This is a genomic window from Streptomyces sp. NPDC047049 (assembly GCF_040643995.1).
Taxonomy (GTDB): Bacteria; Actinomycetota; Actinomycetes; order Streptomycetales; family Streptomycetaceae; genus Streptomyces; species Streptomyces mooreae.
Window position 1 is genome coordinate 112,847 of the sequence record NZ_JBEYVM010000008.1, and the last position, 14,055, is coordinate 126,901.

Below are 14,055 nucleotides of genomic sequence, written 5' to 3' on the forward strand. Positions count from 1 at the left end.
TCCGACGCGCCGCTGGTGCCGGGGCAGCCTCCGCCGCCCCGGCAACGGGTCACGGGGCACCGGTCGTGGAGGCCTCCTGGGAGGGTGCCGGCAGCCCCAGGAGGCGGTGGGCGAGGGCGAGCGGTGCATGGGAACTGCGGGGCGGGGCGGTGGCCTTGGTCCGGTGGGCGGGGAGGCGTTCGACGGTCGTGGTGCCGGTGTCGGATTCCAGGGCCGGCGCGTAGCCCGCGGCACGCAGCGCGTCCAGAGTGGCGGCCGGCGGCCGGCTGCTGACCAGGACGGTCGGGGCGATGCCCCGGAGCCCGAGGTCACGCAGGTCACGGTGCGCGGCAAGCTCGTCGACCAGCGCCTCGTCGTCGGAGCGGATGCAGCAGGCGGCGGACAGGACACGCATCCGGCCGTGGGAGCGGGCGGCGTTCCGGACGAGGTAGCCGAGCGGTTGCGGCAGGGTGCCGGTCGTCGAGGCGCGGGCGAGGTCGTCGAGGAGGGTTTCGGCGCGGTGCCCGGCGTCCAGCGCACGGCGTACGGAGCGGGGGGTGAACCGCCAGGTCACGGCGTGGCCTTCGGATTCCCGGTCGGCCGCGGCGGTGAGCAGTGCCTGCAGCGCGGCGGTGGGCCGGCCGGGCACGACGGCGGTCAGGTCGGCCTGGAAGTGGGCCTGTTCGAGGAGCGGGGGGAGCAGATCGCCCAGCGGCTCGTCGAGGGAGCGCGGGTCGGCGAGCAGCGCCCGGCCGAGGGGGGTGAGGGTGCCGTGGGCGACCAGTCCCAGGCAGGCGGCCTCGTGGAGGGTGGGCGGCGCGTTCACCGGCCATCGGCTGGCGGGTGACAGCGAGGGGGCGATGCCAGTCAGCGGCATCGAGCAGGTCCTCCCACGGGGTGCGGGTGCCCGTCTCCTGCCGTGGGGGCTCCGTGAACGGCAACGGCGGGAGAGGGGGTCCCCCGTCGACGGGGACTGCGGCCAGGGCGGCGAGGAGCGCGTGCCGGAGGGCGGGGGCGTGCCGGTCGTGGCCACGGACCAGCGCGGTCGGGGTCTCGCCGGACGGGGTGTGGGTGGGGATGTCCCACAGTCCCCACCAGGCGGCCAGGAGCGGGGCGAGGCGGGCGCCGGGCGGGCGGGCGAGCCAGTCGTCGTAGGCGCCGGTGGGCAGTGCGGTGATGCCGGACGGGCTGCGGGTCAGCGCGATCAGGTCGGCTGCCAGCGCGAGGTCGAGGAGGAGGCGGGTGTGCGGTTCGGTGGCGCCGGCCGCCTTGGCCAGCCGCTTGATCTCCCGTACGGCCAGCCCGCCGGACTTGCGCAGCGCGGCGGGCTGCGTCGCCAGGGCGGCCAGCAGCCGGTCGAGGGTGGCGGCGAGGGTCGCCGCGGCGGCCCGGGATTCGTCGTGCGGTGAGGTCGGGGGGACGGTGGCGGCGGGCGCTCCGGGGGCGGTGCTCTCCGGCGCGGGCTGCGGGGCGTGCGCGAGGAACGGGCCGAGGTCGTGGGCGGCGAGGAGCTGCGGGGCGCGCGGCGGCACGACGATCGTGCCGTCCTCGGCCGGCGCGGCGAGTCCGTCGTCGCAGAGCCGGCGCAGTGCGGATTCGGCGGCGGTGCGCGCGGGGCCGGGTGCGGCGGCCCCGAGGGCGGCGTAGACGTCTTCGGGCGGGACGGGTTCGGTGGCCAGATGCGCGAAGGACAGCTGGTGCGCCATCAGGGACTGGTAGTCGGCGCCCGGGGCCGGGGCGGCGGGGCCGGGGGCGTCCCGCCCGGCCCGCTCCTGGCTGATGCGGGCGGTGGTGGCGAGCACCTGGAGCCGGGGGTGGTCGAGGTGCAGCACGAGGTGGTGGAGGGTTTCGTAGGACCACAACGCCTGGGCCAGGCCGCGCAGTTCGGTGGGGGCGGGCCGGCGGGCGAGCGGTTCGGCGTGCCGGGTGAGGAGCGCGGCGAGCTGCTCGGGGGTGCGCCGGGCGAGGGATCGGGTGACAGCATCGAGACCTTCCACGGCGTCGAGGTTAGTCATCGCGCGAGCAGCGTGGTGAGGGCGCCCACGGGGTCGGGGTCCGCGGGGCCGGTGGGCCACCAGTCCTCGGCGCCCGGCTCGGATTCGTACGGATACCAGCGGTGGTCGTGGCCGAAACGGAGCTGGATGCCGCGCTCGGCGTCCGTGAGGTGGTTGTGGCGCGGGCGCAGGGCCGGGAGGTCCGCGGCGAGGAGGGCGCTGCGGGCCCGGTCGAAGTCGCCGGCCGGCGGGTTCCAGGCGGCTTCGAGGAGGGCGAGGCCTTCGCGGCCGCCCTGCCGCCAGGCGGCGACGGAGCGGGCCACGTCCGTGGTCGTCCGGCCGGTTGCCGCGGCGAGGTCGCGGTAGAGGGCCCGGGTGGCGGACGTCAGGCCGGCGGTGGGATGGGCGGTGGCCGCCAGGCGGACGGCGTCCTCCCATACGGGCAGCGCCGGGAAGGGGCTGGGGACGAGCGGCCGCCCGCCCCCGGAATACCGCCCGTCCTCGGGGCGCCGCCCATCGCCGGGCCCTGCGGATCCGGCGGCGGACACGCAGGCATGGGCACGGGCCGCGGCGTCGGCCGCCAGGAATTCGAGGGCCGCGGGGTCGAAGGGGAGGTGGTCGGCGTCCGGAAGGGCCGGCGGGTGGCCGGGCCGGGAGGGGGCCGGCAGTGGCGGAGGGAGCGGCGGGCGGGGACGGTCGGCGAGCGCCGCCCTGGCGAGCACACCGGGGAGAGCCCGCGGCCCGCCCGCTGCCGCGGGCTCCCCGGAGGCCGCGTCGGTGGCCGCCGCGGCGCTCGCTGCGGTGCCGGTGTGGGGGGTTCCGCCCAGGGGCGCGGGGCGGTGCGGGGGCGGCCGGTGGGTGGCGGGCCGGTGGGCGCGCGCCTCGCGGGCGGTGAGGGCGGCGTTGCGGTGGGAGAGCGCGTCGAGGAGTTCGCGTTCACCGCGGCCGCGCATCAGCAGCAGGACGAACGGGTCGGCGTCCAGGAGGCGGGCGACCTGGAAGCAGAGCGCGGCGGCGTGCTTGCAGGGCCTGCCGTGGTCGGGGCAGGAGCACCGGGGGACGAGGTCGCCCGGCCCCGGCAGAAGGCGCGCCCCGCCGTCGGCCAGGGCTTGGGGCAGCTTCTTGGCCAGCAGGGCGGTGAGCTGTCCGGGCTCCGCGGCGACGGCGTTCAGGAGTCCGTCCCACTCCTGGTCGGTGAGGGTGTTGAGGCGGATTTCCGCGCTGTAGGGGCGGGGTCTGCTGCCGCGTACGGTGGCGACGATGCGGCCCGGGGTGACGTTGATGGTGTCGACATGGCCGTCGCGGGCGTAGGTCCGGCCGCGGGCGAGCCGGGCGCTGTCGAGGGCCGTGGTCTCCAGCGCGTCCAGCCAGGCGCTGCCCCACCAGGATTCGGCGAACAGCCCGCGGGCTCCGGTCCGGGCCGGGAGGGGCGGGAAGGTGCGCGAGCGGTCCGCGCGGGCCAGCCGGTCCGCGGCGGCGGCGCGCCCGGAGGCGGGGCGGGGGGTCATCCGGGCCTCCTGAGGGAGACGAGGTCGGCCAGTTCGGCATCGGACAGTTCGGTGAGCGCACTCTCGCCACCGGAGAGCACCGCGTCGGCGAGCGCCCTTTTGGCACTGAGGAGTTGGGCGATGTTGTCCTCGACCGTGCCCTCGGCGATCAGCCGGTGGACCTGGACGGGCCGGGTCTGGCCGATGCGGTAGGCCCGGTCGGTGGCCTGCTCCTCCACCGCCGGATTCCACCAGCGGTCGTAGTGGATCACGTGTCCCGCACGGGTCAGATTCAGGCCGGTGCCGGCCGCCTTCAGGGAGAGCAGGAAGACCGGGGCGTGGCCCGACTGGAAGCGGTCGACCATCTTCTCCCGTTCGGCGACGGGGGTGCCGCCGTGCAGGAGCTGTACCGGGATGCCCCGGTGGGTCAGGTGGTGTTCGAGCAGCCGCGCCATGCCCACGTACTGGGTGAAGACCAGGGTGGCGCCGCCCTCGGCGAGGATGGTGCCCAGGAGTTCGTCGAGGAGTTCGAGCTTCCCGGAACGCGCGGCGAGACCGGGCGCGGCCTCCTTGAGGTACTGCGCGGGGTGGTTGCAGATCTGCTTGAGGGCGGTGAGCAGCTTCATGACCAGGCCGCGGCGGGCGATGCCCTCGGCGTTCTCGATCCGGGAAAGGGTCTCGCGGACGACGGCCCGGTACAGCGCGGCCTGTTCGCGTCCCAGCGCCACCGGGTGGTCCGTCTCGGTCTTGGGCGGCAGTTCCGGGACGATGCCCGGATCGGACTTCTTACGGCGCAGGACGAACGGGCGCACCAGCCTGGCCAGCCGCTCGGCCGCCCGCGCGTCCTCGCCGCCCTCGACCTCCCGGGCGTGCAGCGCACGGAACGTCTTGAGGGAGCCGAGGAGTCCGGGGGTCGTCCAGTCGAGGAGAGCCCACAGCTCGGAGAGGTTGTTCTCCACGGGCGTGCCGGTGAGGGCGATCCGGGCAGGTGCCGTGATACTGCGCAGTGCCTTGGCCGTCGAGGAACGCGGATTCTTCACGTGCTGGGCCTCATCGGCGACGATCCAGGCCCACGGGTGTCCGGCCAGTTGGGGGGCGCTGCTGCGCATCGTCCCGTACGTCGTCAGCACGAAGCCGCCCGCCAGGCCGTCGAGGCTGCGGCCGGTGCCGTGGAAGCGGCGTACGGGAAGACCGGGGGCGAAGCGTTCGATCTCGCGCTGCCAGTTGCCGAGCAGGGAGGCCGGGCAGACGACGAGGACCGGTGCGGCGGGCCGGCGGTGCAGATGGAGCGCGATGACGGTGAGGGTCTTGCCCAGGCCCATGTCGTCGGCGAGGCAACCGCCGAGGCCGAGGGAGGTCATGGTGTCGAGCCAGGCCATGCCCCGTAGTTGGTAGTCACGGAGGGTGGCCCGCAGTCCCGGCGGCTGGGGCAGGGGCCGGGCCTCGGCGGTGAGCCGGGCGCGCAGCGCGGCGAGGGCGCCCTCGGGCACCACGTCGACCTCCTCGCCGTCCACCTCGGCGGTGCCGTCGAGTGTCGTGGCCAGGGCCTCGGCCGGGTCCAGGTAGCCCAGTTCGCGTTTGCGGGCCTTGCGGACGAGCGCCGGGTCGACCAGGACCCACTGGTCGCGCAGCCGGACGACGGGGCGGTGCGCCTCGGCGAGGGCGTCCATCTCCGCCTCGCTCAGCGGCACCCCGTCCATCGCCACCTGCCAGCGGAACTGCAGGAGTTCACGGGTGTCGAAGAAGCCGAAGCCGTCGGCGGCGGAGCCCGGCGCCGGGCGCAGCACCGCCGTCGCGGTCAGGCCGCGGGCCAGCTCCCTGGGCCAGTGGACGGTCACTCCCGCGGCGCCCAGGCGGGGTGCGGCCTCCCCCAGCAGCGCGTACAACTCGTCCTCGCTGAGCGCCAGTACGTCGGGAACGGGCTGCTCCAGTAGGCGGGTGAGCGGGGGCCAGATACGGGCGGCGCGCCGCAGGGCGAGCAGGGTGTCGACACGGGAGCGCGGCCCGAAATGTGCGGGCTCCTCGCCGTCCCACAGCTCGCGGGCGTCCGTCACCAGGGTGGGGTCGGTGAGGCTGTGCACCTGGAGGACGGCGGCCGCCGCACTGCGCTCTTCGGCTCCGCCCGCCCCGCTCTCCTGCCCCCGGTCGAAGAGCTTGTGCGGGGCGAGATCGAGGCGCAGGGAGAGGCGTACCCCCGCGTCGGCACCGGCCGCGACCTCGGCGGCCCAGTCCCGGGCGCCGGGAAGGTGCTGGGGCTCGGTCGCGGCGAACGGGGCACCGGCGACCAGCCCGGCGGCAGGGGTACGCGGCAGCGCGTCGGCGACCGCGTCCACGTAGAGCCGTACCAGGGCCGCCGGGTCGTACACCTGGAGCGGGCGGCTGCCGGCGATCGGCACGGCGTGGGCCTCGGCGGGCATGGCGGCGGCGATGGCCCGGAGATGCGCGATGTCGTCGGGGTCCAGCGGCCCGGCGCGCCAGGCGTCGGCGTCCTCGGCGGTCAGCCCGGGAAGCAGCCTGCCGCGGGCGGCGAGATGCAGCGCATGCAGGGTGGCCGCGCCCCAGCAGGCGGCGGCCGGGTGGGCGGCCGGGTCGTGCCGGGCACGGACCAGCAGGGGGACGGCCTCGGCCAGGGAGAGCAGCACGGCGGGGACCGTGCGGCTACGGGCGCCGTTCCCATGGCGGCGGACGACGGTCAGCTGCCCCGGCCTGACGGCCCCGTCGCCGCCCGGCGCGGCCCCGCCGTCCTCCCCGGTTCCGGCGTCCCCGGTTCCGACGTCCGGGAGGGGGCCGCCATCGGGCCGCCACAGAGCGATCGTCCCGGCGCGCGGCGGCCGGCCGGGCAGGGCGGGCAGGAAGACCGCGGCGCAGCGAGCCGGCACAGCGCCGGTTCCCCCGCTCTCGCCCGCGCCCTCGGGCCCGGCCGCGGACGGGCCCGAGGGCGGCCGGGCCTCCCCTGCCGCCTCCCTCCGCCTGGTCATGCCCTTCCTCACTGCTCGTTCGTTCACTGCACGGTCGCGCACCGCGTGGTCGTGCCCGGCTTGATCATTCGCTGCGTCGTCGTGCACGGCTCGATCGGGCACCGCGTGGTCGTTCCACCCGGGCCGCGGTGCTCGCGGAACCTGCCGCGAACGGCCCGGTCCGGCGCCCCCGACCTGCGAGTCTACGGTCGCACGCACCACGTCTTCCGCTTCCCTCCCCAGCGTTCACACCTCCCTCGGAGCGCCGGGCACCGCAGCCCCGGCCGCGTGCAGTGAGCGCACGGCGCTTCTCGTCCCGCCGCGGTCCCGGCCCTTCCCGGTCGATGGAAGCAGACAGCACTGACAATGCGTCCCGACCAGGCCCTCCGCGCGCGGGCCGGGGGTTATCCACAGGCCCGCGGAATCTCTCTCACCCTCGGCCCGAAATCCGCTACGGTGAGCCACATCATCACTCTCAGTAATCAACCCGCGTCGATGAGGAGCACGACATGCACCTCCCCACGCCCGAACAATCCGCCGCGGCGGAGGCCTTTCCGACCGGCGCACATCTGGTGATCCAGGCCGGCGCCGGGACCGGCAAGACCACCACCCTCGCGATGCTCGCCCGCACCGCGCGGCGGCAGGGCCGATCAGGCCGCTACATCGCCTTCAACAGAGCGGTCGCGCGCCATGCCGCGCGGACCTTCCCCGCCGAGGTGTCCTGCGGAACCGCCCACTCCCTCGCCTACACCGCCGTGGGCAAGCGCTTCCAGGCACGTATGAACGCCCCCCGGCGCGCCGGATGGCGCACGGGCGCCGCCCTGGGCATCGACGAGGACATGACCGTCCCCCTCGGCGCACGCAAGGTGACCCACAAGGCGCTCTCCTACACGGTCCTGCGCACCGTCACCCGCTTCTGCCAGTCGGCCGACCAGGAGATCGCGCCCCATCACGTCCCACTGCCGCGCGGAGCCGAATCCGCGCCGCTGCACGCACAACTCGCCGCTCTCGTCCTGCCCTACGCGCGCAAGGCCTGGGCCGACCTGCAGCATCCGGACCACGGCGTCGTCCGCTTCGAGCACGACCACTACCTCAAGATGTGGGCGCTGAGCGAGCCCGTCATCCCGGTGGATTTCCTGCTCCTGGACGAGGCGCAGGACACCAGCCCCGTGGTCGAGCAGGTCTTCACGGCCCAGCGCGACCACGCACAACTGGTGCTGGTAGGAGACTCGGCCCAGGCCATCTACGGCTGGCGCGGCGCCCGCGACGTCATGACCGGGTTCGACGGCAGACAGCTCAGCCTCTCCCGGTCGTTCCGCTTCGGCCCGGCTCTTGCGGCCGAGGCCAACCGCTGGCTCACCATCACCGGCGCCCCGATCCGGCTCACCGGATCGCCCTGCCGGGAGACGGAGTTACGCAGGGTTCCCGTGCCGGAGGCGATCCTGTGCCGGACGAATGTGGGAGCGATGGCGGAGGTCATCGGGCAGCTGGAGGCGGGCCGCCGGGTCGCCCTCGCCGGCGGCGGCCAAGCACTGAGCGCCCTCGCCCGCGCCGCGTACGACCTCGAGGCCGGCCGCCGCACCGGCCACCCCGAGCTGATGCTTTTCGAGACCTGGGCCGAACTGCGCGAGTACGCGGAGTCCGACCCGGCCGGACACGATCTGCTCCCCTTGGCGGAACTCGTCGACGCACACGGCACGGAGGCGCTGCTGCGCGCCCTGGATCAGCTCTCACCCGAGGACTCCGCCGAGGTGACGGTGTCGACGGCACACCGGGCCAAGGGCCGGGAGTGGGCAAGCGTGCGCATCGCGGACGATTTCACGGGGCCCGACGACCTCGACGAGCCGGGCGAGGACGGGACCCCGCTGCCCGGCCCGGTCGACCTCGACGAGGCGCGCCTGGCCTACGTGGCCGTGACCCGCGCCCGCTCGCTGCTCGACATCGGCGGACTGTCCTGGATCAACAGCCACCCCGCCGGCGACCCGCCCCCTGCCCCGCTCCCCGGCCCGTGCCCCACCGCAGGAGAGCCCGCCGGACAGCCGGCGGAGGGGGCGGAAAGCACAGCGCACAGCAGGGAAAGAGGTGCCGGAGACAGGTGACGGGCAGGCCGATCGGGAGGATCCTGGAGGTGGGAGATGGGTGCCGATGCGTACGGGAAATGAGCCCCTTCAGGCACGCAGCCCGCTGAGAATCCGCTGCGGACTGGCGCTGTGGGGGTTGCTGTGGGCGATCGCCGGAACCGTGGCCTTCATCGATACCGGGCGACCTGAGTGGGCGGCGGCCTGTGCCGCACTGGCCCTGGTGGCGGCCACCGACCTGGCCGTGGTGATCCGCCACATCCACCAGGGACCGCACTACCAGCCGGGAAGGGACATACCGCCGTACGCCCCCGACCGAGGGCGCAACGACGCGTTCGGCATACGGAGCGGCCCGGGGCGGAGACGGGATCGCAGACCGTAGCCACCGCGACGCGGGACGCGACGTCACGCTTGCGGCGAAGGCGGGGCGCCGCGTCGGCCGCGATCGGCGCGGACGGCGTGGACAGTGCGGCGGGTCGCGGACGGCGCGACTACTCCGGACCGGCGTCCGGGTGTCCCCGGTCATGGGCGCCGTTGCCGCCACCGTCGCCGTTGCCCGTACCCAGCGGAAAGCGGGCGGCCTCGATGAATTCCGGGCGCGGTTCGAGAGCCGCTGCCAGCCGGAAGTGGCGCAGCGCCTCCTCGGCGCGGTCGGCACGCTCCAGGGTGCGTCCGAGCGCGAAATGCGCGAAGGCGTTGTCCGGCTCGCGTTCCAGCACGATCTGGAACTCGAGTTCCGCGGGCCGCAGTTGAGCGGCGAGGAAGAAGGCACGGGCGCGCAGCAGCCGGGCCGCGGTGTTCTCGGGGTGCGCGGTGATGACCGAGTCCAGCAGCCGGATCGCCCCGCGTGGGTCGCGGGCCGCCAACAGCTGCTCCGCGGCGCGGAAGTCGATGACATGCGTCTCGGGGCTGGTCTCGGGCACGACTGCTCCTCTCCGTCGCCGTCGGCGCATGCACGTCCACGGACCGTACGGCGTTACCTGCTGCACAACATTCCCGTCGGCCGCGGCATTCCCCGGCCGGCACGGCTTCAACCGGGGCTTTCGGCCCCCTGTGCGAGCACCGCCGACCGGTGGTGAGCGGCCGGCTGAGGAGCACCGCCGGCCGCTCACCACCGGTCCTGCGCTCGCCACCGGTCCGCTTCCCTACAGGCTGATGTGGTACGCCTTGCGCAACGTCTCGTGTACGGTCCACCGCGTGCGGTCGCCCGCGCGCAGCACGCAGGCATCGCCGGGCCCCACCTCCAGCACGGAGCCGCCCTCGACCTCGATGGTGGCGCGCCCGCTGACGACCACGAACAGCTCACTGGCCTCGGTGTCCGTCACCACCCCCGGTGTGATCTGCCAGATTCCGCGGATCTGCTGCCCGTCGGGGGACTCCCACAACACCTTGCCCGTCACCACCGGCTCACCGGCGACGATCTGGGAGGGGTCCAACGGGTCAGGTTCCAGATCGGCATCCGCGATGCCGGGGATGTTGACCACGAACGAGGCGGGCGCCGGGTCACCGGCAACGGGCGGCGCGGCGGACTCGGCAACCGAGCCGGGGCCGGAGCCCGGCTCCGTGGTGCGGGCGGGCCCGGTCGCGGAGTTCGTGGCGTCAAGGTCGGAAGCAGCAGTCATGGCGGCGAGGTTACCCTCCGGCCTCAGGCGCTCCGCAGCCGCTCCCATACGGCGCGGACCTGGGGTTCCAGCGCGTCCAGCGGCCCGTCGTTGTCGATGACGAGATCCGCGACGGCCAGCCTCTGTTCGCGGGTGGCCTGGGCCCCCATGCGTGAGGTGGCCTCCTCCTCCGCCATGCCGCGCAGCCGCACCAAGCGGTCCAGCTGGGTCTGCGGCGCGGCGTCGACCACGACCACCAGGTCGTAGAGCGGCGCCAGGCCGTTCTCCGTCAGCAGCGGGACATCATGCACCACCACCGCGTCCGGCCCGGCCGAGGCTTCGAGTTCGGCCGACCGCGCCCCCACCAGCGGGTGCACGATCGCATTCAGCGCCTTCAGCTTCCCGGGGTCGGAGAACACGATCCGGCCCAGCTTCGGCCGGTCCAACGTGCCGTCCGGTGCGAGTACGTCGCCCCCGAACTCCTCGACCACTGCCGCCAGTCCGGGCGTACCCGGCTCGACGACCTCGCGTGCGATCTTGTCCGCGTCCAACACCACCGCGCCGTACGACGCCAGCAAGCGCGAAACCTCACTCTTGCCCGCACCGATTCCGCCGGTCAGCCCCACCTTCACCATGGGCCCACGCTATACGCTGCGCGCGGACGGCAGGAGAGCAGGAGACAGCTCCGGCCTGCTCCCCTCCGGCCTTCCGCAAGCCCGGCTTCACTCACGTCCCGGCGCACACATGCCCCTCCCCCTCACCCCCGGCAGGTGCCGGCTCGCTCAGGCCCCGCCCGCGCCGCCGTCGCCCTCGCGCTCCGCCAGGAAGCGCTCGAACTCCCTGCCGATCTCATCGGCCGACGGCAGTTCCACCGGCTCGGCCACCAAGTTCCCCCGGCTCTCCGCCCCGGCCACCGCGTCGTACTGATGCTCCAGCCCGCTGACCAGCGCGACCAGTTCCTCATCGCCCTCCGAGATCTGCCGCTCGATCTCCTCCTGCGTCCGCAGCGCCTCCGTGCGCAGCGCATGCGCGGCCCCCGGCAACACCAGCCCGGTCGCGGCCGTCACGGCTTCCAGCGCTGTCAGCGCGGCATCCGGATAAGCGGACCGGGCGATGTAGTGCGGAACGTGCGCCGCCACGCCCAGAACGTCGTGTCCCGCCTCCGCCAGCCGGAACTCGATCAGCGCCTCCGCGCTGCCGGGCACCTGTGCCTCGTCGAAGAACCCGCCGTGCCCGGGCATCAGATCGGTGCGGTTGCCGTGCGGGGTGATGCCTACGGGGCGGGTGTGCGGCACGCCCATGGGGATGCCGTGGAAGTTCACCGAGAGGCGTACGCCGAGGCGCTCGACGATCTCCTTCACGGCGGCCGCGAAGCGCTCCCACTCGACGTCCGGTTCGGGTCCGGACAGCAACAGGAACGGCGCGTCGGTGGCGTCCCGTACGAGCCGCAGCTCGATGCCCGGGGTCTCGTAGGCGGTCCAGCGGTTGCGCTCGAAGGTGAGCAGCGGGCGGCGGGCGCGGTAGTCGACGAGGCGGTCGTGGTCGAAGCGGGCGACGACCTGGTTCGGCAAGCCGTCCAGCAGCCGTTCAACGATCTGGTCGCCGGTCTCGCCGGCGTCGATGTACCCGTCGAAGTGGTACAGCAGCACCAGTCCGGCGGAGTCCCTGGAGGCGATCGCCTCCACCTCCGCGAGCCCGCTCGGCTCCCATTCGTACATACCCTGGGGATCCAACACAGTGACTGCTCCTCCTCGTTCTCCTCAGCGGCAACGCACGATTGCGCGCGGGCATTCCCGGTTCCCGATGACACGGCAGCCGCCCTGCCTCGCGCAGGCCCCGGCGCCGGCCCGGCCGACGCTCCCGGCCCGGCCCCGCCCCCGTTCCCGCTCCCTCGCCCCTTCAGAAACCCGGACGCGCCTGAAGGAACCTCAACTCGCCTCCGAACGGGGCGAATTCCCCTCCGCACACCCACCGCCCCCGGCCGGAGCGCCACCACCGCCCCCGGCCGCCCACGCGCCTGCCGCGCGGCACGACCACCCGCCCCCGCGCTTGCCCCCGGACACGACGAAGGCCCGCTCCCTTACGGGAACGGGCCTTCGTCTATCGGCTAGTGCCTATCGGCAAGAGCTCAGCTCTGGCCGCCGGCCAGCTTCTCGCGGAGCGCGGCAAGGGCCTCGTCCGACGCCAGGGCGCCGGAGTTGTCCGCCGACTCCGAGGAGTAGGAGCCGCCGCCACCGGCGTTGCCGCCGCCGGCCTGGCCGCCACCCTGCGCCGCCGGCGCCGCAGCACCCTCGGCCGCAGCCTGCTCGTCGGCCTCGCGGGACTTGATGACCTGGGCCTGGTGCTGCTCGAAGCGCTGCTGCGCCTCGGCGTACTGGTTCTCCCAGGCCTCGCGCTGGGTCTCGTAGCCCTCGAGCCAGTCGTTGGTCTCGGGGTCGAAGCCCTCGGGGTAGATGTAGTTGCCCTGGTCGTCGTAGGACGCGGCCATGCCGTACAGGGTCGGGTCGAACTCGACGGCCGACGGGTCGGCGCCGAAGGACTCGTTGGCCTGCTTCAGCGACAGCGAAATCCGGCGACGCTCGAGGTCGATGTCGATGACCTTGACGAAGATCTCGTCGTTGACCTGGACGACCTGCTCCGGGATCTCGACGTGGCGCTCGGCCAGCTCGGAGATGTGGACCAGGCCCTCGATGCCCTCGTCGACGCGCACGAACGCACCGAAGGGAACGAGCTTGGTGACCTTACCCGGGACGACCTGACCGATCTGGTGGGTCCGGGCGAACTGCTGCCACGGGTCTTCCTGGGTCGCCTTGAGCGACAGGGACACGCGCTCGCGGTCCATGTCGACGTCCAGGACCTCGACCGTGACCTCCTGGCCGACCTCGACGACCTCGGACGGGTGGTCGATGTGCTTCCAGGACAGCTCGGAGACGTGGACGAGACCGTCGACGCCGCCCAGGTCCACGAAGGCACCGAAGTTGACGATGGAGGAGACGACGCCGGAGCGCACCTGGCCCTTCTGGAGGGTGGTGAGGAAGGTCTGGCGGACCTCGCTCTGGGTCTGCTCCAGCCAGGCACGGCGGGACAGGACCACGTTGTTGCGGTTCTTGTCCAGCTCGATGATCTTGGCCTCGAGCTCCTTGCCCACGTAGGGCTGGAGGTCGCGGACGCGGCGCATCTCGACCAGGGAGGCCGGGAGGAAGCCACGGAGGCCGATGTCGAGGATGAGACCACCCTTGACGACCTCGATGACGGTACCGGTGACGATCCCGTCCTCTTCCTTGATCTTCTCGATGGTGCCCCAGGCGCGCTCGTACTGGGCACGCTTCTTCGAGAGGATCAGGCGGCCTTCCTTGTCCTCCTTCTGGAGGACCAGGGCCTCGATCTCGTCGCCGACGGCAACGACCTCGTTGGGGTCGACGTCGTGCTTGATCGAGAGCTCGCGGCTCGGGATCACACCTTCGGTCTTGTAACCGATGTCGAGCAGGACCTCGTCCCGGTCGACCTTCACGATGACGCCGTCGACGATGTCGCCGTCGTTGAAGTACTTGATCGTCTCGTCGATCGCGGCGAGGAAGGCTTCCTCGTTACCGATGTCGTTGACCGCAACCTGCGGGGTGGTGGCGGTGGTCTCGGTGCTGCTCGTCATGTGGGTAAAGGCTCCGGTGCGGACATTGAAGTCGTAGGTACTGCTACGCCGAGAGCCCGTATCGCCTCTGCATAAGCCGGACAGTGTCAAAGACGCCTTCGCCGGAAGCCCGCGGATGCCTGAGCATCCTGAGCGACCCGAGATCGCCTCAAAACCGAGGGGACATACATACAGATGCGAGCGCGGCCTGCTACGTCTGAGGCGCGCAAGCCCGCAGCGCAACTTGTAGCATACGGGGGCAGCCGGACCCGGTCAATGCGCGAACGCGCACACCGGGGGCAAACGCCCCATAACCGGCACACACGATGTT

At 73.3% G+C, this 14,055-nt stretch carries 10 protein-coding genes; 2 read left to right on the plus strand and 8 right to left on the minus strand.

From position 1 onward, the window contains the following. Window positions 1-49: 49 nt before the first annotated feature. The 3 genes from ABZ851_RS20045 to ABZ851_RS20055 all read right to left on the minus strand — a co-directional run bounded on the left by ABZ851_RS20045 (window position 50) and on the right by ABZ851_RS20055 (window position 6,438). Window positions 50-856: a helicase-associated domain-containing protein gene (locus ABZ851_RS20045; RefSeq protein ID WP_361129184.1), complete on the minus strand. Its 807-nt coding sequence runs from the start codon at window positions 854-856 to the stop codon at window positions 50-52. Between the two features lie 1,134 nt (window positions 857-1,990). Further along, window positions 1,991-3,481, minus strand: coding sequence for an SWIM zinc finger family protein (locus ABZ851_RS20050; protein WP_361129187.1), 1,491 nt, complete (start codon window positions 3,479-3,481; stop codon window positions 1,991-1,993). Next, window positions 3,478-6,438, minus strand: a complete 2,961-nt coding sequence (locus ABZ851_RS20055; protein WP_361129190.1) for a DEAD/DEAH box helicase — start codon at window positions 6,436-6,438, stop codon at window positions 3,478-3,480. Before ABZ851_RS20055 ends, ABZ851_RS20050 begins: the two co-directional genes overlap by 4 nt. A gap of 488 nt (window positions 6,439-6,926) precedes the next feature. Between ABZ851_RS20055 and ABZ851_RS20060 the strand changes: the two genes are divergently transcribed. Together ABZ851_RS20060 and ABZ851_RS20065 are read left to right on the plus strand one after the other, a co-directional pair. Next, window positions 6,927-8,516, plus strand: coding sequence for a UvrD-helicase domain-containing protein (locus ABZ851_RS20060; protein WP_361129193.1), 1,590 nt, complete (start codon window positions 6,927-6,929; stop codon window positions 8,514-8,516). 46 nt (window positions 8,517-8,562) lie between these two features. Continuing rightward, window positions 8,563-8,877: a DUF6343 family protein gene (locus ABZ851_RS20065; RefSeq protein WP_361129196.1), complete on the plus strand. Its 315-nt coding sequence runs from the start codon at window positions 8,563-8,565 to the stop codon at window positions 8,875-8,877. 109 nt (window positions 8,878-8,986) lie between these two features. Here the strand turns inward: ABZ851_RS20065 and ABZ851_RS20070 are convergent, their stop codons facing one another. The 5 genes from ABZ851_RS20070 to rpsA form a co-directional block, all read right to left on the minus strand. Beyond that, the gene (locus ABZ851_RS20070) at window positions 8,987-9,418 is read right to left on the minus strand and encodes a tetratricopeptide repeat protein (protein WP_361129199.1); all 432 of its coding nucleotides are present in this window, start codon (window positions 9,416-9,418) and stop codon (window positions 8,987-8,989) included. A gap of 222 nt (window positions 9,419-9,640) precedes the next feature. Beyond that, window positions 9,641-9,979, minus strand: a complete 339-nt coding sequence (locus ABZ851_RS20075; RefSeq protein WP_361129551.1) for a cupin domain-containing protein — start codon at window positions 9,977-9,979, stop codon at window positions 9,641-9,643. Between the two features lie 161 nt (window positions 9,980-10,140). Beyond that, the gene (gene coaE / locus ABZ851_RS20080) at window positions 10,141-10,731 is read right to left on the minus strand and encodes a dephospho-CoA kinase (protein ID WP_361129202.1); all 591 of its coding nucleotides are present in this window, start codon (window positions 10,729-10,731) and stop codon (window positions 10,141-10,143) included. Between the two features lie 147 nt (window positions 10,732-10,878). Further along, window positions 10,879-11,832 (minus strand): PAC2 family protein, encoded by a 954-nt coding sequence (locus ABZ851_RS20085; RefSeq protein WP_361129205.1) that lies wholly within the window; start codon window positions 11,830-11,832, stop codon window positions 10,879-10,881. Between the two features lie 392 nt (window positions 11,833-12,224). Continuing rightward, on the minus strand, window positions 12,225-13,745 hold the full coding sequence (gene rpsA / locus ABZ851_RS20090; RefSeq protein ID WP_033271630.1) for a 30S ribosomal protein S1: 1,521 nt from the start codon (window positions 13,743-13,745) through the stop codon (window positions 12,225-12,227). Between the last annotated feature and the right edge of the window lie 310 nt (window positions 13,746-14,055).